Genomic DNA, 25,087 nt, shown 5'->3' with positions numbered 1-25,087 from the left:
TATAATCAAATCTTGTGAAAAAAACAGGAAAAGGGTGGGGACACATGAAAAGAATTCTAACGGCAGCTTTAGCATCCTCCATGCTATTATTATCGGCGTGCTCAGAAGACACGGATTCAAAGGAAACAGAAGTTACGAAGGAAGTAGATACAAAAGTGTCAGCTGAAACGGATGCTACAGCGACCATCAAAGGGAAAGACTACGATGAAACGGGTGGAGCGGATGCCTATGCTTCTAAGGGAGACCATGCGGATTCTCGTTACTATAAAGCACCTGACTTCTATAATATGAAGTCAGATGATCGGTTAATTCTGATTGAAAACTATCAAACAATGCAACAAACGACGGAATGGTCTTGTGGACCTGCCACGGCTTTAATGGTCGCGAATCATTTTGGGTACACGGATCTAACAGAGATGGATATCGCGAAGCAAATGAAGTCGATGACGGACTTAGATGTTAAAGATGCGTTGCCAGGAACCGCGAATAATTTCCCGGAATATGGTTCGAATGTTTCCCAACTCTATGATTTCTTCAAGGACTTAGAAGGCTTTGAAGTTGTCGAATCAAGCTATCGCGAGGAATACAATGACGCAGACTTAATTCAAGCTAGTAAAGAAGTCACTGAGAATAATGTTGGCAACCTGCCAGCAACCTTCACGTGGAACAGCCTGTATGCTTCCGAAAACAGTGAAACGACAGAAGCGTTTGTAGAAGATGCGAAAGATAGCTATTTCGTGAAATGGCTGACGAATCATTTGAAGAACGATCGTCCAATCATGGTGGAATGGGGCGACTGGGATGGCCATTGGCAATCGATTATCGGATATGACAATAACGGCACACCGGGCATTGGCGATGATACACTGATCTTCGCTGACCCGTATGATACATCTGATCACGCGCAAGATGGCTATTACTTCTATCCATTAGAGCGTTGGTTTGGCCAATGGAATGACCGCAACATCGCACCAAAACCATTCCAATTACAACCTTATCTTGTCGTAGACAAGAAATAAGCAGATACGACCCAAGCGGCAAGATCCAGTTCAATGGATGTTGCCGCTTTTTTATTTATTCTATTTGTGAGTTTCCATTAGTCTTAGTGAAAGAAACGATTCATTGTTCTATTTTGGTAACTTCCCTACAAATGTCCATACTATTGTAGTATAATTATTTAGCGTAAAAATAAAATAAGCAATAAAAGGGGATCAAATGTATCAAAAGCTAGTAGACTTTCTTGAAAAATTGCCGAAAAACTTGCAAATTATTTCTGAAAAGATTGAAAGACTATCAAAGATTATTGACGAAGTCGGGATAAAGCTCATTACCTTTTCCTGTGGAATTTTAGGTATAATTATAACATTTCGTTGGTTATTCTAACTCCATCCTATCTTTTGGATACATATACAGCATGCTAAATACATAGAAAATGAGTTGAATGAGTTGGGAAAAAGTAAAAAAAAAGATTTTAGCATTATAAAGCTTATAAGTAGTATCATTTGGTCAATTTTTTGTATCATTGGTGCGATATTTATAGTGATTTTTTTTGTTAAAGAAATTTTCAATGCGGTTTTGTAGATCCACAGGCTGTCGACATAGGCAGCTTTTTTTGTACCAAGTTTAGCAGCAATTTAATGTTTCTAACTAGTAGATAGGATTCAAGGGTGAAGAAACCGTAAATTTTTATGGTTTCTTTTTTATATGTATGGAAGGTTGGATGAACGTCTTTGTATATGGTTTAGTTATCATGTATGGAATAGATAAATTTATTTAACCATCTAGATATTATAAAATAAGGGGTCACATCGCTACGGCAGTCCTTTTTCTTATAACTGGGTAGGCTACTTTCACAAGAATAAAAATAAAGAAAATCATTTGTTTTATTAATAAAAAACAAGTGATCTTCTTCATAGTACAAGTTAAAAACTTTTTTATTAGACGAGTTTTAGACCTATTGCAGCACCTAAACCATGCCTATAAACAATTTGACTGCTATCATTGCATTTACTGTATGACTATCAATAGGCTATTTTTGCCTCTTCTCTCGAGCGTTTATTCCCTTTATAGATAAAATAAAGGGAAATGACCATAAATAGTAATGCGAAGACACGTTTCATATCTAATTCTATGACTAAGCTATTGAACCATCCAAAATGATCAATGATTACGCCAATTACAAGTTGACCGGTTATTCCGGCAATATTGGTTGCGATAACCCCAATTCTAGGAACGGCCATGACAGTCAGAAGTAAATACATGGTGCCTAAAAATGCTGCACTCAACTGCCATTTCGGTGCTTCTAGAAGGCCAAGCACATTTCCCCTCCCAAAAAACATGATGAAAATCGTAAGAAACATGGTTCCAGTGAGAAAGGTCAAAAATGTTGTTTCAATGGTTCCAGCTTTTCGACTAAATGTGCCATTTATAGATGATTGAGCGCTTAATGTGATGCCGCCTAAAAATGTAAATAAAATCATGAATAACCCCATAATTGTATACCTCCTAGTTGATTAATATAAGTGCAATAATCATTGAAATAACTGCCAGAATCTTTTCTTTATTAATTCTAGTTTTTGTACTGCCTAGCCACCCAAAATGTTCAATGACCATACTCATGACTAATTGTCCGATGATGACAGCTACCATTGTAATGCCAACACCGACGTATGGGACACTTATAACAATGGAGGTTAAATAAACAACACCCAGGACACCACCAAGTAATGACCATTTAGGTGCTTCAAATGTATAGGAAATCCGTCCTTTTCCAAAAAATAGCCACAATAGCCCCATGATAATGGAGCCCATAAAGAAGTTATAAAAGCTTGTTTCTATTTGTCCAATTGATTTTCCCAATTCAGCATAGATAGCCCCTTCAAAGCTAAGTGCTGCTCCAGCCAACAGAGCTAGTATATAAGATATAAAGCGCATTTAGAGTTTCTCCTTTTTAATATATTTGTATATCTAGAAAACTAGATATAAATAGGTGGAAAACAGAAATCAAGATGAATTAGATCTCCGTTCTAAAATAATTGGCTAATTGTTGAATAAATTCTTCATTGCGCCTATAGTATGTCCATTGTCCATGACGAATCGATTCAAGTAGCCCAGCTTTTTGCATCATGTTTAAGTAGCTAGAAACCGTAGATTGAGAAACTTTGGCTTTTTCTTGAATATCCCCAACACATACTCCACCTTTATAACTTACCCCCTTTGGTAGGTGAGCGCCTTGTTTGGGGAAGTGCTTCTCTGGTTCCTTTAACCACTTAAGGATGTGAAGCCTTGTTTCGTTAGATAACGCCTTGAATACATCAATAGGATTCATGACGTAATTATATATCTAGATTTCTCGATATGTCAACTTGAGGAAATAAAGAGAGTACAGGTAATGAAGCGTACCTTCATTAACGAACAAGTGATATAGCGAAAATAGGAAACGAGCCTCATCCCTAAGGATCGAGGTTTTATTTTTGTTCATGAAATAGGGGCGAGATATGGTACACTGATTCAAAAACCAAGGTGCACATCATTTGTACAATATACTTTTGTGCAGGCAAGTGGACAATAATCGGACTGAGAAACCATATATATCAAATGAAAAGTAAGGTATCTTGGAAATAGGGAGAGGGAGAACCGATGTTTTTAGATGAACGCAGCGCAAATCTAATAAAAATATTACAGCATTCACCCATTTCAAAGATGAAAGATATTGAAGAACAAACCGGTCTGACGAGAAGACAAATTCAATATGCTTTTGGTAAAGTGAATGATTGGCTTCACTATCACGGGTATCCAGCCATTCTCTATCAAAAAGAATTAGGGTATTCCCTTCCTGACAAAGTTCAAGAGGAAGAATTGAACGTAAAACTAACCAAACGTAATTATGTATTTTCTGAGACAGATAGGGAGAAATTGTTCTATCTCATGATTTTACTTAGTCCTGAAGCGTTATCTGTCTATCATTTTCAATCAATCACGGGGCTATCACGCAATACCGTATTAAAGGACCTGAAGCAGCTCAAGGAGAAAGCGCATGAAGTTAACCTTAAGATTCAGTACTCCAAGCAAGAGGGTTACGTGATTAAGGGAGAAAGCAGAGTCAAGCGCTACATGATTGAACAACTGGTACATGATGTCCTTAATCGCCCGGATAATAATCTGATTATTGAGTGTATTTGGGGAGATCAACAACCAAACATTCAATCCATCCGGCATCAGCTGGAGCAGATTGAACGTGAATTGGGAATCACCTTTACGGATGAGCGGCTGCATGAATTGACCTATTTATTTCTATGTACAGATCAGCTCATTGGAAAAGGGGAAGAATTGCAAGTCAATCAGAGTTGGTTACCTTTTGTGACAACAGATGAATTTAAAGCGGTTGAGCAAATGACGAAAACCGATGCGTTCCAATCGGTTTGGAGTGAAACGGAAAATTTATATGTAACCCTCCATCTGCTAAGCATGAATCGGACAAAGGATATATCCCCGCTCAAGGAGGATGAAGTGATCGAAACGCTTTTGCAGGAGATTGTAAAAGAGTTCGAAAAATTGGCCTTTGTTCATTTACATGATAAAGACCAGCTATGCCAGCAATTGTACGTTCATTTTAAACCGGCCTATCATCGTCTAAGATACGGGCTTTCATCCATGAATCCGATGACGGAAAAGGTACAAAAGGTCTATCCTGAACTGCATCACCTTACCACTAAATCTTTATGGGTACTAGAGAAAGAGATTGGGCGCCCAGTACCTGAAGAGGAAGTGGCATACTTTACGATTTATTTTGGAGGCTGGTTGCGAAGACAAGGGACTACTTTGGATGACCGCAAAAGAGCCATCGTTGTTTGTCCGAATGGGATTGGTATCAGCAATATTCTCATCTACACATTGAAGGAATTATTTCCGGATATATTGTTTTTGGATGTATTATCTGTCCGGAATGCGTCCGAGTATCCATTAGCGTACGATCTCGTTTTTTCAACGGTACATATGAGAACCAAAGTTCCGTTATTTGTGGTCCCGCCCATTTTGGAAAGGCAGGACAAACATAAGCTGCGCCTGCAAGTCATGCAGGAATTGTATGGGTATACGACACAAAATGTTGATGGTTCCGCTCTGTTAAAAGTCATTTCAAAATATGCAACCATCCATGAACCTGATCAACTTGAAAAGGCCCTTGAATCCCTGATGTACATAGATACCCCCAAGGTAAATAAATATTCCTTAAAGGAGGCGGAGAAACCAGTGTTAGATGAACTACTCAACCTACAAACGATTCAAATCCTGCCGCGTGTTACAGAGTGGAGAGAAGCGATTCGAGTTGCAGCCCAGCCTCTTGTTCATTTAGGAACTGTCGAAGAGAGATATGTGGATGCAATGATTGAAGGAATCGAAACGAATGGTCCCTATGTGGTGATCACGCCTGACGTGGCCATCCCTCATGCACGTCCTGAGCAAGGTGTTCGCTCATTATCTATGAGTCTATTGAAATTGGATGAACCGGTGGAATTTGCACCCGATAAACCCGTTAGGTTGATCATTGTTTTGGCTGCGGTAGATAACGATTCACATTTACGGGCATTAATTCAGCTGACTCAATTACTGAATGAACGAGCTAATATTGAAGCGATTTTAGAGACAACGGATCCATCCATACTTATGGATTACGTACATAAATATTCTAAGGAGGAAACAGAATGAAGAAAATCATGGTAGTTTGCGGGAATGGATTGGGCAGTAGTTTCATTATGGAGATGAATGTGAAAAAGGCTTTAACACAAATGGGGAAAACGGCTGAGGTAGATCATACGGATCTCACATCCGCTAAATCGGTCCAAGCGGATATATTCCTAGGGGCAGCAGATATTGTCGGCCAACTGGATGATGGAACCCGTACGATTGTTACATTAGAAAATATGATGAGCATTCCTGAAATTACATCCAAATTGGAATCACTTGTCTAACTAAAGCTCGGTAAAAGGGGAATAGACTATGTTGGATATCATTATGAACGATATTTTAGGCACACCTTCCATACTCGTGGGGTTATTCGCTCTGATTGGCTTACTGTTACAGAGAAAGTCCAGTGCCGATGTCGTGTCAGGTACGCTGAAAACGGTTATGGGGTTCATTATCATCGGAGCAGGGGCAGCCGTCCTTACAGGTGCCCTTAACATATTTAGTCAAATGTTCGACCAGGCGTTTCATGTAGAAGGTGTCATCCCGAATAACGAAGCCATTGTAGCGGCTGCACAAAGTGATTTTGGAACATCGACGGCCCTGATTATGGTGTTCGGTATGATTGTGAATATTTTATTAGCTCGCTTTACTCCATTAAAATATATCTTTTTAACGGGTCACCATACGCTGTTCATGGCCTGTCTACTAGCTGTCGCTTTGTCGGTTGGCGGAATGAACGGATTCCCGCTTATCCTTACCGGCTCCATTTTATTAGGGCTATGTATGGTCGTGTTTCCTGCCATTCTGCAGCCTTATGTAAGAAAGATTACCGGAAGTGATGATTTTGCGATCGGTCACTTTGGGACGATCGGGTATTTCGTTTCCGCTACGATTGGGAAATGGTTCGGAAACAAGGAAAAGACAACGGAACAAATTAAGGTCCCTAAATCTTTAGGGTTTTTACGAGACACATCGGTTGCTGTATCGCTGACAATGACGATCTTCTTTTTGATTGTCGCCCTGTTTGCAGGACAAGATTATATTGAATCAACGCTTTCCTCTGGTTCCAACTTCCTTGTATTTTCGTTTATACAAGCCATTACATTTGCAGCTGGGGTATATATCATTCTAGCTGGGGTGCGGATGTTGATTGCTGAGATCGTGCCAGCCTTCAAAGGGATTGCAGATAAAATTGCGCCCAATACGAAGCCTGCACTAGATTGCCCTACGATTTTTCCTTTTGCTCCAAACGCAGTGATTATCGGCTTTTTATTTAGTTTTATCGCGGGGATCTTATCGATGTTCCTGCTGCCGGTATTAGGCTTGAAGGTTATTGTTCCGGGACTTGTGCCACATTTCTTCACCGGAGCTGCCGCCGGTGTCTTTGGAAATGCGACGGGTGGTCGTCGCGGGGCTATGCTGGGATCTTTTGCAAATGGACTCATCATTAGTTTCTTACCAGCCATTTTACTGGTATTATTAGGTGACATAGGATTTGAAGGCACGACATTCGGTGACTCAGATTTCGGTGTGGTAGGTCTATTCATACTAAGTATTTTAAAGCTGTTAGGATTTTCCTAATCCGCTAGAAAAATAGATAGAATCGCCAACAGCTACAATCTCACAGATCATGGGCTGTTGGCATTTTTGTTACGAAATTCGTATGGATGGGGTGGAAACATGGGATACAAAGCAATCGTACTCGATATGGATGGCACGACATTGAATGAAGTGAATACGGTGAACGATACGCTGAAAAACTACTTAATCGAACTTAGAAATAGTGGAATGAAAGTATTCATTGCAACAGGAAGAACGGTAAAAGAATTAAGAGATGTCCTGCCAGAGGATTTGATCGTCGACGGGATGGTAACGGCCAATGGTATGTCCGCCTTTATTGGAGAGGAGAAGATTTTTGAACATGCACTGCCTTCCGAACTTGTGGATGACATGATTAATAAAGCGGCAGCGAGAAAGATATTTTACGAAGTCCATCCAAATGATGGCGTCAGAATGGCCTTACAAAAAGATAAAGACTATAAGATCGAACAAATGACGGGGGCAAAACCGGAGACGGTTGATGAAAACGAATGGTTGTCCAGAAAAGTCGCCGTCGAGAGCAAAATCAACTGGGTCGATCAGCTCGAGGAATTAAGTGTAGCCAAGATTTATTTTTTCAGTAAAGAGATGAAGGCAATCAAAGACTGGATCACAGAACTCGAACAGTTCAAGAAGATAACGGCCTTTACAACGGCTTCCTCCACACATCACAATGTGGAAGTGACCGTGGACGGTGTATCCAAAGCAACAGCGGTTCAAGTCTTGCTTGATCACTTTAGTCTCTCTCCGGACGATATTCTGGCCGTAGGAGACGGAGAAAATGACCTTCCTCTATTCAAACTCTCCGGCCACTGTGTCGCCATGAAAAATGCGCTCGAATCGGTAAAGGAACAGGCGGATGAAGTGACGGAGTATTCCTATCGAGAAGATGGCCTGTATCACTTTTTGAAAAAAACATTTCCGATAGCTCAACCAAAGTGAATAATAATAAAGGGCGTACGGATTTTCCGTGCGCCCTATATTATATAGAAGGAACGAAAAGGAACGTCCTCGGAAGCAATGGAGGTCATGGCGAAAATATTATACATACATCGATGAAATGCCCCCATCAATCCTAAGACAACTACAATCTGGTATATGGTATGATTGATAAAAAAGGAAAAGGTGGATTTATTTTGAATGTTAATGTCGGTGATATACTATTTCAACTCATGATGTTTATTGTACTGTTTGGCATGATTTTTGCCGTTTACTTTTTTGTCCGGACCCTCGTTAGAAAATCTCGCAATTCTAAAGCCGTAGAACAAAAACTTGATAAAGTCATCGAGCTGCTTGAAAAGGAAAAAAGAGAGTAAGAGTGAATACCAGGCGTTCGTTATGGTAGGAGGTTTATATTTTGATGGAGTAAAGTCACTAAATATCGATCGGGTGAATTGAATTGTTGCGCTCTTCATAAAGAAGTATCTAAGAAAGGAGCTGGTTTACTTGGAACTAAAAGAAGTGACTTATCAAAAGAAGCATGGGGTCATTAGTATAACTTCAATTGTTCTAGGAATGATTTGTTTTTTTATAGTTTTTATCACGCCCACAAGAATAGCGAATATTGGTAGTTTGATTGGTGATTATCTAACATTTTTCCTTACTGGTTTAGGTATGATCATTTCTATTGTAGGTATCGTAAAGAAAACAGAAAAGAATACGCTCCCGATTATTGGGTTAATTCTGTCATCATCTTTTTTTATTTATTGGGTTATTATTATAATCATGCTGTTCACAGGTCAGATTGAATTTGGGCCATGATCCTATAAAAAAAGAGATAGTTCCCGAAACTATCTCTTTTTGGTTTATACGATCATCTCCAACACCGATTCGGGGTCTGTTAGCCGGATAAGGAATATTATGTGGTAGAATAATCCATATATAAACGACTAAGGTGGTTTTAATCATCCATTCAGCGATAAGGAGAATGTACCTTGGAATTTAAACGATTAGAAAAAAAGGACTTAATTAAGTGTACGGAAACATTTATGGAAGTATTCAATGATGCGCCTTGGAATGATGAGTGGATATTTACAAAGGCTGAAAAATATTTACTGAGTTTTTATGAGACACCCGGATTTTTAGGCGTTTTAGCGGTAGAAAACGAAGAAATTCTCGGCTTTATTTTGGGTGTAAATAGAGTATGGTGGAGCGGAGATGAGTTTTTCATTAATGAAATGTGTGTAAAAACACCATATCAAAATAAAGGTATTGGAAGAGCGATGTTAAATCATTTAATAAAGGAGCTTCATGGCAGGAATATAAGTAACATTACACTTCTCACAGATAGAGGTATACCTGCGGAAGAATTTTATAAGAAAAATGGTTTTGAAGAAATAGAAAGAATCATTTTCTTGCATAAGAACATTTAAACTAGAGGAAGAATGTACGTAAACTAAATATTAGTAATCTGCTATTTCTTGAAGGAGGCATGTATGGAGAATATAAATGGAAATACTGAAGAGTACGATGATCCGATTTTATATGATAAGGAAAATGAGTCCTATAGGCAAGACCTTCCTTATCTATTGAAATGGGCTTCGAAAACCGAAGGCCCCATCATCGATTTAGCTTGTGGGACAGGGCGGGCGACCATTCCTTTAGCGATTAAAGGATATGAACTTATCGGTGTGGATGTCCATAAAGGAATGCTAGACGAAGCAAAAAGGAAGTCGTTGGACTTGAATGTACATATTGAATGGATCGAACAGGATGCTAGAATGCTTACCTTGAATGTAAGAAGTCATTTGATCTTTTCAGTCGGGAATTCCTTTCAGCATTTTCTTACAAACGAAGATCAGGACGGATTCTTATCATCTGTAAATAAACATTTAGAACTTGATGGGCTATTCATCTTTGACACGAGGTTTCCAAGCACAGAAGAATTACTCCAACCTGACACGGAAGAATACTGGAGAACCATTGAAGATAAGGATACGCAAAAAAGGATCGATGTTTATACGAAAAGCACCTATGACTCACTCAGTCAGGTCCAACATTACACAACGATCAGAAAGTATGTAGATCAAAGTGGGGAAATAGTAGATGAACATAGAACGAACATACGGTTACGATACGTGTTTCCTAAAGAAATGGAACGCATTCTATCGAGTAACGGACTGGAGATTGTCCAAATCTTCGAGGATTGGAATGAAATACCTGTGATGAATGATAGTTATGGGATGGTCTATGTTTGTAAGAAAACAAGGGATATACGTAGATAGAGGGATGTGTATTTCTTCAAGCGTGGGTGGACGTATACAGGAGTGTAGGATAACGGAGGGGTTTTCCAGTGAAGCATATCTTATTTAATCAAGCAGCATTCGGTGCATTGAGCCATGCATTAAAAAGAGAAAATGTTGAGATCATCACGTTTCCGAATTTCTTTGGTGAAGGCCCCATCCATCGTTTATTAACGGAGAAAGGTTTTCTAGATAGGATGAAATGGCTACAGGAAGCCTATCGGTTTGATAAGAAGATGAGTGAACAGTATGTGGTCTTGTTTCATGATGCACTTAAAAGTCTTCAACAGATTAAAGAAGGCGAGCAAGTGATTGTTTGGACGTGTGAAAATGCGGCGGAACAATTTGGGTTACGCTTAGTAAGCCATCTATTGTCAGGCAAAAAATGTTCGATTTCCGTGTGCAATACATACTTTCCCATGCTTTATTTCCATGAAGATGAACATACACAATATGATATTCGCCATTCTGGTGATGTTAGCCCTTCGCAGATGAAGCGAATGCTAAAGCTGAATTTACTAGATCCACTTACTGAAGATGAGCTCGTTCTTTTACAGGCAGAAGCGCTTCAATTAATGGAGGGGCATTCAATAGTTCGTACATGGTTTAGGGGAAGGATTATCGAGGATGACGAGTCCAGGGATGATCAAGAGATTATCCGGTATGCTAGTGACATGCAATCCGAATACGGTATCGATAATTTTTACAACGCTGTTCGCTTGATTGGACATGTTTTAGGATGGAGTGAGCATGACATCAACGATACATGGATTGATTACCGTTTACGTATGTTGATAAAGAAAGGCGTCTTTGCATCTATCGGTCATTTACGTGAGATGCGTTCCTATCAAGTTCGATTGAACACTAGCCAAGATAAATGATATGTCCTTCGTAATAGAAGATGCTAAATAGTTATCATCGCACACCCAACCCTTTATGCACCAATGGGTTGAATGTGCGATGTCCACTTCAAACAGGTAAAGCCTATCATCCTTGAACTTGATTAACAAAAAGCTGTGTGATGTCTTTTGGACGTGTGATGGCCCCTCCGACGACACTTGAATGGGCGCCCAATTCCATGCACCTTTTATACATGTCGGGTGTCATGACATTTCCTTCCGCAATAACGGGGATGTTCACATGCTGGAGAACCTGTTTCAAGAATTCAAAATCATCATGATAGAGTTTCTTTCCATGTGTTTCTTCGGTGTAGCCATGTAATGTAGTGGAAATACAATCGAATCCGAGTTTTTCCGATTGTATGGCATCCTCTAAAGTAGCGATATCCGCCATGAGTTGAATGCTAGGATTCTTTTCTCTTACATAGTTGACCAGATCGCTTAAAAGAAGATTCTCCGGTCTTGTCCGATGGGTGGCATCCATGGCAATCATCTCGCAGCCACTAGCCAGTAACTCATCGATTTCCTTGCAAGTGGCGGTAATGAACACGGAGCTATCGTCATAGTCGCGTTTAACGATGCCGATAACGGGCAGGTCCACTTCTTTTTTTATCGCGATGATATCCACCTTGGAGTTTGCACGGATTCCTTTTGCACCGCCTTGTTTAGCGGCCAACGCCATTTTCGACATGATCAATGAGCTATGTAGAGGCTCATTTGGTAGGGCTTGACAAGATACGATTAATCCACCTTTAACTTCGTTTAACATTCTATATTTCCCCCTTTGAAAAATGGATGGACCGCCCCGAATAGGGAGGCATCATTATATAATTGAGCAATTTTTATTTCTGTCTTCAAAAAATCAGTAGGAAGATAAGTGGTGAGCTGCTTTTGGATATGGTTCAGTAAAAAGTCGCCTTGGCGGGAAATGCCGCCTCCTATCAGGATACACTTCGGATCGACTAACAGGATGATTTGCGCCAATCCCCTAGCCACTTCCTTACTCCATGCCTCAATCAAGGCTATGTATGGCTCTTCACCGAGTCTTGCTTTCTCAAAGACTTCCTTCGTGGAGACACCTTTACCAAACTCTTTTTCAATCGTTCTATTTAAAGCGGTTGTGGATGCTCTCATTTCATAATTCGTTTTTGTTTCTGGATCGTATAATAGATAGCCGACGGAGTTTGCCTGATGATGGGTTCCATCCATGATTCCGTCATGATAATAGGCCCCGCCGATGCCTGTCCCTAAGGTAATGCAAAACACATCGTTTTCCCCTTGGGCAGCGCCTTGCCAAAGCTCGCCGATCAAAGCGGCATTCACATCATTTTCTACAGAAATGGGGAAAGGGAATGTACGGGATAAATGGGCTTTGAATGCGGTACCTTTATAGTCCCGGATAGTGGGCCCCGCAAAGATGATTTCCCCTTTTTCCCGGTCGACGATCCCGGCAGTGCTGATGCCCACGCCGTTAATGGCCGTCTCATTGGAAACAGCGGAAATGATGGACTCCACCTGTTTCAGTATAGCCTGGTCGATGTTTTCTTTTGTTTTCACTTGTTGATGCCCATGCAGATGTTTCTGATCGTCCAAGAGGGCATATTTAATAAACGTACCGCCGATATCAATCGATAAATAATCAGCCATGGATATCCTCCTACACTTTCGTTTGTTTAATATGTTGAATGAGAAGTGTTTTTGCCTCATCGGCATTCCCCATCAGTAGCGCTTCGACAATATTCCTGTGTTCCTGGATGAGGCCTTTGAATTCTTCTAGGGAGAGATGGATATGTTGCACTTGGAAAAAATAACTGGTGATCATATTCGTCATTTGTATAAATAAATCATTATTCGTGGCTTGCAGAAGCTGCTTATGAAATAGGGTATCCGCTTCTTTGAATTCCTCTTGGGTCGTTGCCTTTTCGCTTTCTTCGACCACTTCCTTCAACATGTCCAAATCATCCATACTCTGATTTTTTACAATTTCATCAATGGCACTTGATTCAAATAGAATTCTCAAACCCAATATATCCCGGATATTCCCGCTGTTTATTTGCCATAAAAAGAAGAAGTTATCCAAAAGGTTTTCTATATTGGATTCATTGAGAAAAGCGCCCTGGCCCTGTCTGATGCGTATGACATCCGTATTTTCAAGGTAGCTCAACGCTTCCCTCACTACGGACCTGCTTACGCCAAACATTTCCGTGAACTTGCGCTCCGTTGGGAGTTGATCGCCCGCTTTTAAGTTTTGCGAAATGATATAGTTTTTAATTTCTTGAATGACCGTTTTCTTAAGTGGCTTTTTTTCTTCCATTTTAATGGGTTCCATTTGCTTCCTCCAAAGTAGTAATAAAACGAAAAATGGGTTGGAAATGTTCCTTTAGGACTTTTTGAGCCACTGGCAAATCTTTAATTTTTATAGCATCGATGATGTCTGCATGCTGTTTGAATGAATCAATCAGTGTGTCCTCTTTCTCGATAAAATCCATTCTAACCAGGGAAAAGTACTCACTGATCACTTCACTGAACTTGAAATAGGCTTCATTTTCCGTTGATTTAATTAAGGCTTGATGAAATAAACGGTCGAATTGTTTCGTGTCTTGTTTTTGGATGATCGTCTGATAATACGATTCATTTATGCTGATGAGATGATCAATATCGACATCCACTTGTTTCTCGATGATCAATCGCAATGCCCCTAATTCGATGACTTCCCGGATTTCCATCAATTCTTTCATTTTTACACCGTGCGTGTCGTAATAATGTTTAAGTATCGTATTGATTGAATCGAGTGTAGGCTCAGCTATATAGACACCACCACCGGGCTTCACGTTCAAGATCCCTACGGTTTGGAGCGAGATTAACGCTTCGCGTATAACCGTCCTGCTTACTTGCAACTGTTCGACCAGTTCTTTTTCTGTTAAAAACTTATCATTCGGTTTCAGATTATTTTCTAAGATATGGCTCTTAATTCTTTCAATCGCGATTGTGACCAATGAGGTCTTATGAATTGCCATGACGCCACCCCTTTATGTATGTCTACCATATTATAGAAATGGAGGAAAGGGATTACTGAAATTTGTTGACATTTTTATGAAAGGCTTTTATGATAAATTTGTAAATAAAAATTGGTCTGACAATATTATATCTTTGTTATCTGAATTTTTCAAACTAATTAGGGGGTTAAGATATGAAGGGGTTATTTTCAGCACTACTGATACCATTTGATGAAAATGGGAAGATTATCGAACAAGGCTTGCGTGAGATCGTTAGACAAAATATTGATGTTCAGAAAGTGGACGGACTATATGTGAATGGCAGCTCAGGTGAAAACTTCATGCTATCTACCGATCAAAAAAAGCGAATTTTCGAAATTGTCAGTGAAGAGAGTAAAGGGGAGGTCAAGCTAATCGCCCAGGTAGGATCGATCAATCTGGACGAAGCCGTTGAACTGGGTCAATTTGCAACAGAGCTTGGCTACGACAGTCTATCAGCCGTCACGCCGTTTTACTATAAGTTCAATTTTGAAGAGATCAAGCATTACTATGAAACCATCATTGATAATACAGGCAATAATATGATCATTTACGCCATTCCATTCTTAACGGGTGTATCGATGAACATGGATCAATTTGAGGAACTCTTTCAAAATGACAAAGTCATCGGCGTGAAATATACGGATGGAGACTTCTACTTATTGGAGCGACTTCGTAAAAGATTCCCAGATAAACTGATTTATTCTGGATTCGATGAAATGCTTATCTATGGAGCCATTTCAGGAGTGGATGGGGCAATCGGAAGTACATATAATATCAATGGAAAGCGATCTAGACAGATTTTGGAGTTGGCGCAAAGTGGCAAGGTAGCGGAGGCGTATGAGATTCAGCACGTCACCAATGACCTTATTGAAAGAGTGCTAGATTTGGGATTATATCAAACGTTGAAAGAAGTACTGAATGTAAAAGGCATCCAAGCAGGTACGGTCAAAAAACCGATGGCTCCATTTGATTCAAGCAAAAGGGAAGAAGTGGAACAACTCGTAAAAGATTTTAACTTATAAGATAGCTCATAGATAGAATGTGTTGGACACTTAACTATCTGATTTTTCTGTAATCACGATGTACCGCAAGGGCCGTGCCACTCTTTTTTTAAAAGAAGAGGGGGGCAGGCGCTTTTGTTACCTTTTAAGGAAGCTCTATAAAATGATTTTATGATGAGGGGTGTATTATATGGAGAAGATTAGTTTTGGCGTGGCTAACTGGGCTGTCATGGTGGTCTATCTACTAGCGATGCTAGCAGTGGGGCTTTATTTTACAAAGAAATCTGGTAAGAATACTGATGCGTTCTTTACCGCAGGCGGTAAGATTCCTGCTTGGGCCGCGGGTTTCAGTATCTATGCTACAACGTTAAGTGCGATTACGTATATGTCGACACCAGAACAGGCATTTTTATCTGATTGGACTTATGCAGCAGGTAATCTATCAATACTGGCCATCATACCTGTGTTGATCTATTTTTATATTCCTTTCTTTAGGAAGCTGAATGTCACGACGGCCTATGAATATTTAGAGGAGCGCTTCGGTGTATCTCTTCGCGTGATAGGAAGTTTACTCTTTACACTTTTCCACATTGGCCGTATAGCGATTGTCGTCTACTTGCCAACGCTTGCCATTACACTCGTTTCCGATATCAATCCCTTTATCATAGCGCTTGCGGTTGGAGGTTTATGTATTGTTTATACGTTCCTCGGGGGGATTGAAGGGGTCATTTGGAGCGATGTAATTCAAGGGATCATCCTTCTAGGCGGTGCCATTTTACTTGTGGTCCTTGGAATCTTCTCTATCGATGGCGGACTCTCGACAGTTATCGATGATGCGGTCAACAACAAGAAAGTGGTAACGGCAGACAGTTTCAAGTTCAGTGCCGTCACGGCAGCGATCCCGATTATCTTCTTAGGCTCCATCTTTAATAATCTACATCAATATACAGCCAGTCAAGACGTCGTACAACGTTATCAAACGACTAGTTCAATCAAAGAGACAAATAAGTCTTTGTGGACCAATGGAATCTTGGCTCTTATCACGATCCCTGTCTTTTTTGGATTTGGTACCGTCCTTTATAGTTACTATACGAATGTTGAAGCCCTTCCAGAAGGATTTAATACTTCAGCCATCGTGCCGTATTTCATCGTTTCAAGTTTACCAGCGGGGGTAGCGGGTTTACTGATCGCCGCCATATTTGCCGCTTGCCAATCTACAATCTCCTCTAGTTTAAATAGTATTTCCGCTTGTGTAACAGTCGATTTTAAACAAAGATTTTTAGGTGCAAATGAAAAAAGTGATGTATTATTGGCGAGAATTGTCATTATCGCGTCCGGTGTACTGGGTATGGCAGCCGCTTTATATCTCATTTCAAGCAATCAAGCTGAAACATGGAACTTGTTCTTGGCCATCACAGGATTATTCGGTGTTCCAATTGCCGGTATCTTTGCTCTTGGGATATTCACGAAACGTGCCAATACACCTGGAGTATTGATCGGTCTATTCTTAAGCGCGATTACCTCCTATTTCGTGCAACAAACAGACCTGACACCATTCGTCGTTAGTATCGTCTCGTTCATTACTTCCTTTGGATTTGGTTATGTTGTAAGTTTGCTGTTCCCGACATTCAACAAAAACACCACAGGATTGACCATTTATACGAAAAACGAAGAATATGTGAAGCCTCACCTACATCCAGAACCGCAATCAAAGTCTAAAGCAGTGTAAGAAAGTCTCATATAAGGATAGCCAGTCATGTTGATGATTGGCTATTTACTACATTTACATTTATCCAAAGCATGACGAAAATAAATAAAGGGTTTTTAACCTTGGATAGTGAACATAAATACATGGATAAGAGAAGGGGATTTTGTGAATAAAATGAAATGCATCATCCTTAAGAATATAACGATTTACAGTGAGAGAAAAACGATTGAATGTGGGTTTTTAATCGCGAAGGATGGGAAAATCGTTTCCTTTGGTTCTATGGATGATATTAATGACTTAGAGTTTAAGGGTGAGGTCATTGATTTTCATGCCCTGCCGGATTATAAGGTGATACCGGGAATGATCGACATTCATATTCATGGCGTAAATGGCGCCGATACCATGGACGCAACGCAGGAAGCGTTAAAGCGTATGGCTGCAGCTCTTCCTTGGGAAGGGACGACGAGTTTTTTAGCGACCACCATGACACAGGAACCCGAAGCCATCGAGAACGCGTTAATGAATGCCGGTCAGTACATCGATGACCATCAGCCACCGGGAATGGCCGAAATCGTTGGCATTCATTTAGAAGGGCCCTTCGTCAATCCAAAGATGGCAGGGGCGCAGCCAGCGCAATATATGATCGATCCAGATTTACACATCTTTAAAAAGTGGAATGAGTTATCGAATGATCATGTCAAAGTCGTTACGCTTGCACCGGAACAGCCAGGTGGAAGCGAATTAATCCGTTATTTAAAGGAACATGGAATTGTGGCTTCCATTGGCCATTCAGATGCAACATATGACGAAGTGGATCAAGCGATTTCGGATGGTGCAACGCAAGTCACGCATCTGTTTAATCAAATGAAAGGCCTACATCACCGTGAACCGGGAGTTGCCGGAGCGGCACTTTTACGTGATGAATTGAAAGCGGAAATGATTATGGATGGCATTCATGTCCGTCCAGAAATCATCAAGCTTGCCTATAAACAAAAGTCAAAAGAAGGGCTCCTATTAATTACTGATTCCATGCGGGCGAAGTGCCTGAAAAACGGAACCTACGATTTAGGGGGCCAAGACGTGACGGTGAAAGATGGGAAGGCGGTTCTTGCGGACGGGACACTGGCAGGAAGTATCCTGAAAATGGGGCAAGCGGTTAAGAACCTCTTATCCTATACAAATTGTCCGCTTGAAGATGCCATTGAAATGGCTGCCCTGAACCCAGCCAAGCAGCTTCAACTGGATGATAGAAAAGGAAGCATCAAAGTAGGGAAAGATGCGGACTTAGTCATTTTGAACGAGGAAAATGAAGTGGTCATGACCATCTGTAGAGGAGAAATGGCATATAGCATAATGGAGGTTGAATAATATGGAAATCATTGAAGCTCAAAACTACGATGAAATGAGCCAGAAAGCAGCACACCTTATTCTGGACAAGGTAAAACGGACACCTTCTCTTGTATTGGGCCTTGCGACTGGAGGAACGCCGGTCGGGACGTATCAACACTTAGTGAAGGATTATCAAGAAAATCAGACCTCCTATCGCCATGTTCATACCGTGAACCTGGACGAATATGTAGGAGTGGAAAAAGATCATCCCACTAGTTACCATACATATATGAAGGACCATCTCTTTAACCATATCGATATCCCAATCCAACAAACTCATTTGCCGGATACCATGGCACCAGACTTACAAGCAGAATGTCAAAGGTATGAAGAGCTCATTGAAAACCTTGGTGGAATAGACCTTCAGCTATTGGGGATTGGGGTGAATGGCCATATTGGATTCAATGAGCCAGGTACACCTTTTGCCTCCACCACGAATGTAGTGGAGCTTACAGCCTCCACAAGGGAAAAGAATGCCTGCTATTTTGATAATCCCTTCGACGTACCCAAACACGCGGTAACGATGGGAATCTCGACGATCATGAAGAGTAAACAAATCGTACTCCTCGTGTCCGGAAAGCAAAAGGCACATATTTTATACAAACTACTATCTGAACCAACCAATGAGCAAGTCCCAGCCTCCATCCTCAAACAGCATAACAATGTAATGATTATTGCCGATCAGGAAGCGTTGGCTGAACTCAAGCAGAACTGTTAACGGGGTTGTAATGTTCTTGCCGATCCGTATGATAAGGTTAACCAGTTTTTATTGGTTAATCTTTTTTTGTTGAAGATTCTTAGGATTTATTATGTAAGACAAACAGAAGATGAGGGGGCACGAACTTGAACAAGAAAAGAAGAGCCGTACTGTTTCTTTTGTTAGCCTTTTCTATTGGGCTTGTCCTGTATGGACTATCCGGGCCGACTACTCAAGAAAACAAATTGTATGTGTCTCCCGCTGGGGATGACAAAAATGTCGGAAGTAAGAAAGAACCTTTAAGAACCATACAGAAAGCCATCGATTTAGCAAAACCGGGTACAACTGTCCATGTTCGAAAAGGAGTCTACAATGAACAAGTCGTCATACGGAAATCAGGCAAAGAAAATGCCCCTATCACCATCAAGGCCTACCCAAAAGAAAAGGCGATCATCGATGGGAGGGGCCTAGAGGTTTCATGGGATGACCAGGGTTTAGTATCGATTCATAATCAAAGCTACGTTACCATCGATGGATTGGACATCCAACATTACAAAACCGAACAAGAGGATTTAGTGCCAATCGGAATATCCGTTAGCGGAAGCGGAAAGGGTATCCGTATTTTGCGTACTCATATTCATCATATTGAAACACTTCATGAAAACGGGAATGCCCATGGGATTGCTGTGTATGGCACCGAAGCACCGCAAGCGATTGAAGATATCATCCTTTCAGGCAATACACTAGAAGAGATGAAACTGGGTGCCAGTGAAACGTTGGTGCTGAATGGTAATATATCAAACTTCCAGGTTACAAATAACATCGTCAGGAGAAATGACAATATCGGAATCGATGTTATTGGGTTTGAAGGTGTGTCTCCTGTTGAAAAATTTGATCAGGCAAGGAACGGTTTCATCCGTAACAACACAGTCTATGAAATATCCAGTTACGGAAATCCAGCCTACGGAAACCAATATGCGGCTGGCGGAATCTATGTCGACGGTGGTAAAGATATCGTGATTGAGAAGAATAGGGTGTATAAAAACGACATAGGAATAGAAGCGGCTAGCGAGCATGATGGCAAAGTTACTAGTTCCATCACCATACAAAACAATTCGATTTATGAAAATAGAAGTGCGGGCATTGCAATAGGCGGGTATGACAGGAAAAGAGGAAGCACCATAAACAGTACAATTACCGACAACGTCCTGTATAAAAATGATACGGAATTTCAAGAGGGCGGACAGATTTTACTTCAATACCATACAAACCATAATAGAATCGAAAACAACATCATGGTCGCTGGTGAGTCCAATCTCCTTATCAGCAACCCTTTCAAGCAAAACAAAGGGAACATACTAGATAACAATGTCTACTACCTGCATGGGGGAGAGAAAGAAACGCGCTGGATATGGAAAACGGAAGATATCATGGGGTTCTCTGCCTTTAAAAAGAGAAGTCTTCAAGACACGAATAGTACGTTTCAGAAGCCGAAGTTCGTGAATGAAAGTAAACGTGATTTCCGGCTCAAGTCCAAATAAATTCGGTTAACGGTATAATAGCATCATTTTGGCTTTTCCATATTTTTGTTATATTTAAAGTGATAGATTGGCAGGAAATATAGTCAGAGGGAGGAAGGGAATATGAATAATAGAAGGAATTTGCTTTTTTTCTTAGCGTGCATGAGTGCAGTGGTTCTATTCATTACAAGTGTTCAACAGCCAAGTGAAGCGAACGCTGCCAAGGACAACCTGAATCTTAAGAAGCTGGAAGTCGATGAATTCTTTACGAACCATGACGGAACATTCATATTACGTGATCTGAAAAAAGAAAAGACATTCGTCTATAACCAGGAACGTGCGAATCAACGATTTGCACCGCAATCGACTTTTAAAGTGCCAAATTCTTTGATTGGGTTGCAAGTCGGAGCTGTAGAAGATGAATATGACATTAAGTATTGGGATGGTGTTGAGCGGGAGATTGAGGCCTGGAACCAAGATCATACGCTTGGGTCTGCAATGAGAAACTCTGTCGTTTGGTATTATCAAGCGATGGCTCGTGACATTGGAGAGAAGCAAATGGAGGAATGGGTTCGTACCATATCTTATGGCAACCAAGATATTAGTGGAGGCATCGACCAGTTCTGGTTAAGCAGTTCACTAGAAATTTCACCAATAGAACAAGTAGACTTTATGGAGAAACTATATAAAGAGAACCTTCCCTTTGATAAGGATGTCATGAAAACCGTGAAACGCATGATGATCCAGAAGGAAGGGGATGACTTTACCCTTTACGGGAAAACAGGGCAAGGGTCAGGTATAGGCTGGTATGTCGGTTTTATCAAAACAGACAATCATGCGTATAGTTTTGCTACGAATATTGCCGGAACAAGCACAGATGCTAAAGCCATCACAATGGACATTTTAAAGAAGTACAACGTAATGACAATGGAATGAAACCAAGAATTAGAGGATAGGATGTTGATAGAGGCATTTATCCTCTTTTTTTAGGATGGGATATGTATAAGCAGAAGGAAGGGTGAGAGGATGGATTTCAATACAGTGATGCAGGAGCTGGAAGCGTTGGGTAAGGACCGCACTAAAAAAATGTACATATCCAATGGGGCGCAGGAGCCTCTTTTTGGCGTAGCTACAGGAGCCATGAAACCAATCGCAAAGAAAATAAAAATAAATCAACCATTAGCCGAAGAGCTTTATGCCACGGGGAACTACGATGCGATGTACTTTGCAGGCATTATTGCAGACCCCAAAGCGATGAGTGAGTCGGATTTTAATCGGTGGATGGATGGAGCGTATTTCTATATGCTGTCCGATTTTGTGGTAGCGGTCACATTATCAGAATCAGATATAGCACAAGACCTTGCTGATACATGGATTGCAAGCGGTGACGAGCTGAGAATGTCAGCGGCCTGGAGTTGCTACTGCTGGCTTATAGGGAATCGCTCCGACCATGAATTTTCCCGAACGAAGCTTTCCCATATGCTTGATCAAGTGAAAAATTCCATTAAAGAATCACCGGAACGAACGAAATCCGCTATGAACAATTTTCTATACACCGTGGGAATTTCCTATTTGCCATTACATGAAAAGGCTAGCAAGACGGCCAATGAGGTAGGAATCGTGGAAGTCAAACGGGACAATAAAAAAAGCAATTTCCTAAACGCATACGAAAGTATTCAAAAAGAAATCGCTAGAGGCAGGCTTGGATTCAAACGAAAACATGTCCGATGTTAAAATCAGCTTTGCATTAGGGAGCTGATTCAAGAAGGATTGACATTCTTTTTTAATGGATCTGTTAAAGATTACTGTTGATTTTTGAACAAATAAAAAGGCCACCTAATAAGTGTCCAGCCTAAAATTTTATGGACATTTGTGGTGAAATAGTTACATAGAATGGGAGAGAATATTATTGACTATACATACTGATTCTATTGTAACTTTTATGATCATGTGGGGAATACCCGCATTCATGGTTGTTAGAGGTATTTAAAAATGAATACTGACGATAGGAAATCAGTCATTCATGATTTCAGGACCCCATGTTTTTTATTGACAATTGGCCTTTTTATAATCGGGGCTTTCGTAACACATTTATCAACTGTATTCCCCATACATACCATGAAAGGAATGGGTATAGCTTTATTGAGTATTGGCGGAATCATTTCAATAGTGAATTTGTGGAAGGAAAGCAAAATGAAAAGTATAGGATTATTTATAGTATTATCGTTTTTGATTTTCTTGATCATTCAACTACTAAAACTGTTCAAGCAGATATAGATATAACGGAGCTGTTTGATGAATTTTTGAATCATCGTGGATTGGAGAGTGTAATGCAAATTAAATTATTTCGTTATTTATTATTGAGCTTACTTTCACTCTTATTCTTAACAGGTTGTCCAGGCCCATCTGACTATGATATGGACCTACCTGGAGGATATTCTGTTATAAGAACATCAGCCGACGAAGTCAAGATTGCACCAAAAGTTAGTGAAGGTAGTTGGGGAACCGGCGTCATTCCTGCGAAAGTTACCGAAGTTGCTTGGGATGATAAATATATTATCGCAAAGCAGCTTGGTTTGAAAAATGACGACAACGGCCATCAAATTCCTGATGAAAAGAACGTGAGCTTTTGGATACTGGAAATGATTACAGACGAAGTGACTGGACCTTTAGATGGTAAAAGTTTCACAGAGAAAAAAGCTGAATTTGGAATATCCAATGATATTGTGCTACAAGAAATAGATGACATTAGGGGAGATGGATAGGCGTTCCCTCTTAAAGAAGCTTTTCCGTGTTCCTTCATTTATTTTGACAATTTTTACAGTGAATATGATCTGAAAAACGAATGACTGAAACCAGGTAGGGAAGAATATCAGCGAGTCTGATTACTTTTTTTAAATGGAGGTATGAACATGAACAATCGTTTTGATGATAAAGTCGTGTTGATTACAGGAGCCGGGTCCGGACTGGGACAGGCTTCTGCCCTGCAAGTGGCCAAAGAAGGGGCGAAACTTTCCTTGGTGGATGTGAAAAGTGATTCTTTGGAAACCACGGAAAAATTGATTCGCGAAGCGGTGCCCAAGGCGGAAGTGCACTTGATTACGGCGGACGTTTCAAAGGAAGGTGATGTGAAGAAGTATGTGGATGAAACGGTGGATCGATTCGGCCGCATCGACAGTTTCTTCAATAACGCCGGGATCGAAGGAAAACAGAACCTGACGGAGGATTATGGAATCGATGAGTTCCGCAGAGTGGTGGGTGTGAACCTGAACGGGGTTTTCTTCGGGATGAAGTATGTACTGGAAATCATGAAAAAGCAGAAATTCGGCACAATTGTCAATACGGCATCTGTCGGTGGAATCCGCGGCGTGGGGAACCAATCAGGCTATGCGGCAAGTAAGCATGGTGTCGTCGGACTGACGCGAAACTCCGGAATCGAGTATGGCCAATACGGCATCAGCATCAAGGCGATTGCCCCGGGTGCGATCATGACGCCGATGGTCGAAGCTTCCTTGAAACAGATGGGTGGCGAGAATTGGGAGGCAGCCGGTAAGGAATTCGTCAGCGTCAACCCGATGAAACGCTTTGGAAAACCGGAAGAGGTCGGGTACTTGGTCGCTTTCCTGCTTTCCGAACAAGCAACCTTCATCAATGCCGCCGTCATCCCAATCGACGGTGGACAGTCGTATAAATATTAAGTAGTAAAAACTGATCTTTTCGCTTAAGCGAAAGGGTCTTTTTTATAGAATTGCTTTCCTTCTATTAATAAGGTATGAATTATTAAAGGGCGATTTCAAATGGGGGACGGGCATGGATACGACAATCCTGTATTATAAAAGATATGAAGGAAAAGCAAAGCCTATTGATTATGTTAATTGGGCTTATCAAAAATTAACGGATGATTCTTCGGTGAACTCATTAAAAATCCTAGCATCCTTTAGAGAACCTCTTAACCAATTCGAGGTAGAAGATTATTTTCAAAGGGTTATAAAAGAATGGGAAATGCCAGTGCCTACGCATGAAGAGTGTGCCAAAGCCTACTTATATCACTTATTAAGACAAATCTTAGGGGAAGATAAACATGTCGCCCATATAGCTTACGAAGTGTATGAAGTGGTTCGCGAACACTTTAATGAGCTGAATGTATGGTATGACATAAGTGAAATGATAGACGAATTTCAGTGTGGGGAAAATAGACTAAGAGAGAACCTAACGTGGGAGCAGTTTCTTTCCATGATCAAGCTTGAAGCAGAGAAACAATTAGAAAATGAATTCTTCCTCCAGTAAAGGGCTATAGACTTACCGATAG

General features: G+C 40.7%; 27 protein-coding genes. 20 read left to right on the top strand and 7 right to left on the bottom strand.

All coding sequences use genetic code 11. The annotated features are described in order from the left end of the window. Positions 1–44 precede the first annotated feature (44 nt). Complete coding sequence (locus tag ACQKIC_RS01220; protein WP_403080236.1) at positions 45–1,019, top strand: C39 family peptidase; 975 nt, start codon at positions 45–47, stop codon at positions 1,017–1,019. 1,002 nt (positions 1,020–2,021) lie between these two features. On the opposite strand, the gene ACQKIC_RS01215 is transcribed toward ACQKIC_RS01220, so the two are convergent. The 3 genes from ACQKIC_RS01215 to ACQKIC_RS01205 all read right to left on the bottom strand — a co-directional run bounded on the left by ACQKIC_RS01215 (position 2,022) and on the right by ACQKIC_RS01205 (position 3,328). Continuing rightward, positions 2,022–2,492: a DMT family transporter gene (locus ACQKIC_RS01215; protein ID WP_427590773.1), complete on the bottom strand. Its 471-nt coding sequence runs from the start codon at positions 2,490–2,492 to the stop codon at positions 2,022–2,024. 13 nt (positions 2,493–2,505) lie between these two features. Next, entirely contained in the window at positions 2,506–2,934 is a 429-nt protein-coding gene (locus tag ACQKIC_RS01210; protein ID WP_427590771.1) for a DMT family transporter, read from the bottom strand. A 79-nt stretch (positions 2,935–3,013) separates the two neighbouring features. Next, positions 3,014–3,328 (bottom strand): ArsR/SmtB family transcription factor, encoded by a 315-nt coding sequence (locus ACQKIC_RS01205; RefSeq protein ID WP_403080241.1) that lies wholly within the window; start codon positions 3,326–3,328, stop codon positions 3,014–3,016. Positions 3,329–3,639: 311 nt separating this feature from the next. On the opposite strand from ACQKIC_RS01205, the gene ACQKIC_RS01200 reads away from it, so the two are divergent. The 9 genes from ACQKIC_RS01200 (at position 3,640) to ACQKIC_RS01160 (ending at position 11,407) form a co-directional block, all read left to right on the top strand. Beyond that, entirely contained in the window at positions 3,640–5,706 is a 2,067-nt protein-coding gene (locus ACQKIC_RS01200) for a BglG family transcription antiterminator (RefSeq protein ID WP_402986906.1), read from the top strand. Next, the gene (locus ACQKIC_RS01195) at positions 5,703–5,969 is read left to right on the top strand and encodes a PTS sugar transporter subunit IIB (protein WP_402957611.1); all 267 of its coding nucleotides are present in this window, start codon (positions 5,703–5,705) and stop codon (positions 5,967–5,969) included. The genes ACQKIC_RS01200 and ACQKIC_RS01195 overlap by 4 nt, the downstream gene beginning before the upstream one ends. Before the next feature lie 28 nt (positions 5,970–5,997). Further along, positions 5,998–7,266, top strand: coding sequence for a PTS ascorbate transporter subunit IIC (locus tag ACQKIC_RS01190; RefSeq protein ID WP_427590769.1), 1,269 nt, complete (start codon positions 5,998–6,000; stop codon positions 7,264–7,266). Positions 7,267–7,365: 99 nt separating this feature from the next. Then, the gene (locus ACQKIC_RS01185; protein ID WP_402986905.1) at positions 7,366–8,226 is read left to right on the top strand and encodes an HAD family hydrolase; all 861 of its coding nucleotides are present in this window, start codon (positions 7,366–7,368) and stop codon (positions 8,224–8,226) included. A gap of 194 nt (positions 8,227–8,420) precedes the next feature. Next, on the top strand, positions 8,421–8,600 hold the full coding sequence (locus ACQKIC_RS01180; protein WP_402986903.1) for a DUF4083 domain-containing protein: 180 nt from the start codon (positions 8,421–8,423) through the stop codon (positions 8,598–8,600). 199 nt (positions 8,601–8,799) lie between these two features. Continuing rightward, positions 8,800–9,045 (top strand): hypothetical protein, encoded by a 246-nt coding sequence (locus ACQKIC_RS01175; RefSeq protein ID WP_402873921.1) that lies wholly within the window; start codon positions 8,800–8,802, stop codon positions 9,043–9,045. 173 nt (positions 9,046–9,218) lie between these two features. After that, positions 9,219–9,656, top strand: coding sequence for a GNAT family N-acetyltransferase (locus tag ACQKIC_RS01170; RefSeq protein ID WP_402986902.1), 438 nt, complete (start codon positions 9,219–9,221; stop codon positions 9,654–9,656). 63 nt (positions 9,657–9,719) lie between these two features. Further along, a complete protein-coding gene (locus ACQKIC_RS01165; protein ID WP_427590768.1) occupies positions 9,720–10,508 on the top strand; it encodes a class I SAM-dependent DNA methyltransferase in 789 nt (262 codons plus the stop codon). Between the two features lie 68 nt (positions 10,509–10,576). Further along, a complete protein-coding gene (locus tag ACQKIC_RS01160; RefSeq protein WP_427590766.1) occupies positions 10,577–11,407 on the top strand; it encodes a DUF1835 domain-containing protein in 831 nt (276 codons plus the stop codon). Between the two features lie 106 nt (positions 11,408–11,513). Here ACQKIC_RS01160 and ACQKIC_RS01155 read toward each other — a convergent pair whose 3' ends face one another. The 4 genes from ACQKIC_RS01155 to ACQKIC_RS01140 are packed head-to-tail and all read right to left on the bottom strand — an operon-like array spanning position 11,514 to position 14,442. Further along, positions 11,514–12,194 (bottom strand): N-acetylmannosamine-6-phosphate 2-epimerase, encoded by a 681-nt coding sequence (locus tag ACQKIC_RS01155; protein WP_427590765.1) that lies wholly within the window; start codon positions 12,192–12,194, stop codon positions 11,514–11,516. Further along, entirely contained in the window at positions 12,188–13,072 is an 885-nt protein-coding gene (locus tag ACQKIC_RS01150; RefSeq protein WP_402986895.1) for an ROK family protein, read from the bottom strand. The genes ACQKIC_RS01155 and ACQKIC_RS01150 overlap by 7 nt, the downstream gene beginning before the upstream one ends. A 10-nt stretch (positions 13,073–13,082) precedes the next feature. Then, complete coding sequence (locus ACQKIC_RS01145) at positions 13,083–13,754, bottom strand: FadR/GntR family transcriptional regulator (protein WP_402873557.1); 672 nt, start codon at positions 13,752–13,754, stop codon at positions 13,083–13,085. Then, positions 13,741–14,442, bottom strand: coding sequence for a FadR/GntR family transcriptional regulator (locus tag ACQKIC_RS01140; RefSeq protein WP_402873560.1), 702 nt, complete (start codon positions 14,440–14,442; stop codon positions 13,741–13,743). The genes ACQKIC_RS01145 and ACQKIC_RS01140 overlap by 14 nt, the downstream gene beginning before the upstream one ends. A gap of 173 nt (positions 14,443–14,615) precedes the next feature. On the opposite strand from ACQKIC_RS01140, the gene ACQKIC_RS01135 reads away from it, so the two are divergent. The 10 genes from ACQKIC_RS01135 to ACQKIC_RS01090 all read left to right on the top strand — a co-directional run bounded on the left by ACQKIC_RS01135 (position 14,616) and on the right by ACQKIC_RS01090 (position 25,065). Further along, positions 14,616–15,485, top strand: coding sequence for an N-acetylneuraminate lyase (locus ACQKIC_RS01135; protein ID WP_402873563.1), 870 nt, complete (start codon positions 14,616–14,618; stop codon positions 15,483–15,485). 169 nt (positions 15,486–15,654) lie between these two features. Beyond that, on the top strand, positions 15,655–17,193 hold the full coding sequence (locus tag ACQKIC_RS01130; RefSeq protein ID WP_402986893.1) for a sodium:solute symporter: 1,539 nt from the start codon (positions 15,655–15,657) through the stop codon (positions 17,191–17,193). 153 nt (positions 17,194–17,346) lie between these two features. After that, entirely contained in the window at positions 17,347–18,540 is a 1,194-nt protein-coding gene (gene nagA, locus ACQKIC_RS01125) for an N-acetylglucosamine-6-phosphate deacetylase (RefSeq protein ID WP_427590982.1), read from the top strand. Position 18,541: 1 nt separating this feature from the next. After that, the gene (gene nagB, locus ACQKIC_RS01120; RefSeq protein WP_427590764.1) at positions 18,542–19,279 is read left to right on the top strand and encodes a glucosamine-6-phosphate deaminase; all 738 of its coding nucleotides are present in this window, start codon (positions 18,542–18,544) and stop codon (positions 19,277–19,279) included. A gap of 125 nt (positions 19,280–19,404) precedes the next feature. Beyond that, positions 19,405–20,799 (top strand): right-handed parallel beta-helix repeat-containing protein, encoded by a 1,395-nt coding sequence (locus tag ACQKIC_RS01115; RefSeq protein ID WP_427590763.1) that lies wholly within the window; start codon positions 19,405–19,407, stop codon positions 20,797–20,799. A 141-nt stretch (positions 20,800–20,940) separates the two neighbouring features. Next, entirely contained in the window at positions 20,941–21,714 is a 774-nt protein-coding gene (gene blaOXA / locus ACQKIC_RS01110; RefSeq protein ID WP_403122627.1) for a class D beta-lactamase, read from the top strand. Positions 21,715–21,804: 90 nt separating this feature from the next. Then, positions 21,805–22,512 carry a DNA alkylation repair protein gene (locus ACQKIC_RS01105; protein WP_427590762.1) on the top strand — a complete coding sequence of 236 codons (708 nt, stop codon included), beginning with the start codon at positions 21,805–21,807 and terminating at the stop codon, positions 22,510–22,512. Positions 22,513–22,955: 443 nt separating this feature from the next. Then, on the top strand, positions 22,956–23,543 hold the full coding sequence (locus ACQKIC_RS01100) for a DUF3997 domain-containing protein (RefSeq protein ID WP_403122410.1): 588 nt from the start codon (positions 22,956–22,958) through the stop codon (positions 23,541–23,543). 147 nt (positions 23,544–23,690) lie between these two features. Then, the gene (locus ACQKIC_RS01095; protein ID WP_402957641.1) at positions 23,691–24,476 is read left to right on the top strand and encodes an SDR family oxidoreductase; all 786 of its coding nucleotides are present in this window, start codon (positions 23,691–23,693) and stop codon (positions 24,474–24,476) included. A gap of 112 nt (positions 24,477–24,588) precedes the next feature. Beyond that, on the top strand, positions 24,589–25,065 hold the full coding sequence (locus ACQKIC_RS01090) for a hypothetical protein (protein WP_402986886.1): 477 nt from the start codon (positions 24,589–24,591) through the stop codon (positions 25,063–25,065). The last annotated feature ends 22 nt before the right edge of the window (positions 25,066–25,087 follow it).

Origin of the sequence: Peribacillus sp. NPDC046944 (assembly GCF_050272735.1) — a bacterium.
In the GTDB taxonomy this organism is placed as follows: Bacteria; Bacillota; Bacilli; order Bacillales; family DSM-1321; genus Peribacillus.
Note: the sequence above shows the minus strand (reverse complement) of the source record. Positions and strands in the feature narration are given on the sequence as shown.

Coding starts and splice junctions, on each gene's coding strand:
- ACQKIC_RS01220 (WP_403080236.1), top strand. CDS start 45: ATGAAAAGAATTCTAACGGCAGCTTTAGCATCCTCCATGCTATTATTA.
- ACQKIC_RS01215 (WP_427590773.1), bottom strand. CDS start 2,492: ATGGGGTTATTCATGATTTTATTTACATTTTTAGGCGGCATCACATTA.
- ACQKIC_RS01210 (WP_427590771.1), bottom strand. CDS start 2,934: ATGCGCTTTATATCTTATATACTAGCTCTGTTGGCTGGAGCAGCACTT.
- ACQKIC_RS01205 (WP_403080241.1), bottom strand. CDS start 3,328: ATGAATCCTATTGATGTATTCAAGGCGTTATCTAACGAAACAAGGCTT.
- ACQKIC_RS01200 (WP_402986906.1), top strand. CDS start 3,640: ATGTTTTTAGATGAACGCAGCGCAAATCTAATAAAAATATTACAGCAT.
- ACQKIC_RS01195 (WP_402957611.1), top strand. CDS start 5,703: ATGAAGAAAATCATGGTAGTTTGCGGGAATGGATTGGGCAGTAGTTTC.
- ACQKIC_RS01190 (WP_427590769.1), top strand. CDS start 5,998: ATGTTGGATATCATTATGAACGATATTTTAGGCACACCTTCCATACTC.
- ACQKIC_RS01185 (WP_402986905.1), top strand. CDS start 7,366: ATGGGATACAAAGCAATCGTACTCGATATGGATGGCACGACATTGAAT.
- ACQKIC_RS01175 (WP_402873921.1), top strand. CDS start 8,800: ATGATTTGTTTTTTTATAGTTTTTATCACGCCCACAAGAATAGCGAAT.
- ACQKIC_RS01165 (WP_427590768.1), top strand. CDS start 9,720: ATGGAGAATATAAATGGAAATACTGAAGAGTACGATGATCCGATTTTA.
- ACQKIC_RS01155 (WP_427590765.1), bottom strand. CDS start 12,194: ATGTTAAACGAAGTTAAAGGTGGATTAATCGTATCTTGTCAAGCCCTA.
- ACQKIC_RS01150 (WP_402986895.1), bottom strand. CDS start 13,072: ATGGCTGATTATTTATCGATTGATATCGGCGGTACGTTTATTAAATAT.
- ACQKIC_RS01145 (WP_402873557.1), bottom strand. CDS start 13,754: ATGGAACCCATTAAAATGGAAGAAAAAAAGCCACTTAAGAAAACGGTC.
- ACQKIC_RS01140 (WP_402873560.1), bottom strand. CDS start 14,442: ATGGCAATTCATAAGACCTCATTGGTCACAATCGCGATTGAAAGAATT.
- ACQKIC_RS01135 (WP_402873563.1), top strand. CDS start 14,616: ATGAAGGGGTTATTTTCAGCACTACTGATACCATTTGATGAAAATGGG.
- ACQKIC_RS01130 (WP_402986893.1), top strand. CDS start 15,655: ATGGAGAAGATTAGTTTTGGCGTGGCTAACTGGGCTGTCATGGTGGTC.
- nagA (WP_427590982.1), top strand. CDS start 17,347: ATGAAATGCATCATCCTTAAGAATATAACGATTTACAGTGAGAGAAAA.
- nagB (WP_427590764.1), top strand. CDS start 18,542: ATGGAAATCATTGAAGCTCAAAACTACGATGAAATGAGCCAGAAAGCA.
- blaOXA (WP_403122627.1), top strand. CDS start 20,941: ATGAGTGCAGTGGTTCTATTCATTACAAGTGTTCAACAGCCAAGTGAA.
- ACQKIC_RS01105 (WP_427590762.1), top strand. CDS start 21,805: ATGGATTTCAATACAGTGATGCAGGAGCTGGAAGCGTTGGGTAAGGAC.
- ACQKIC_RS01095 (WP_402957641.1), top strand. CDS start 23,691: ATGAACAATCGTTTTGATGATAAAGTCGTGTTGATTACAGGAGCCGGG.
- ACQKIC_RS01090 (WP_402986886.1), top strand. CDS start 24,589: ATGGATACGACAATCCTGTATTATAAAAGATATGAAGGAAAAGCAAAG.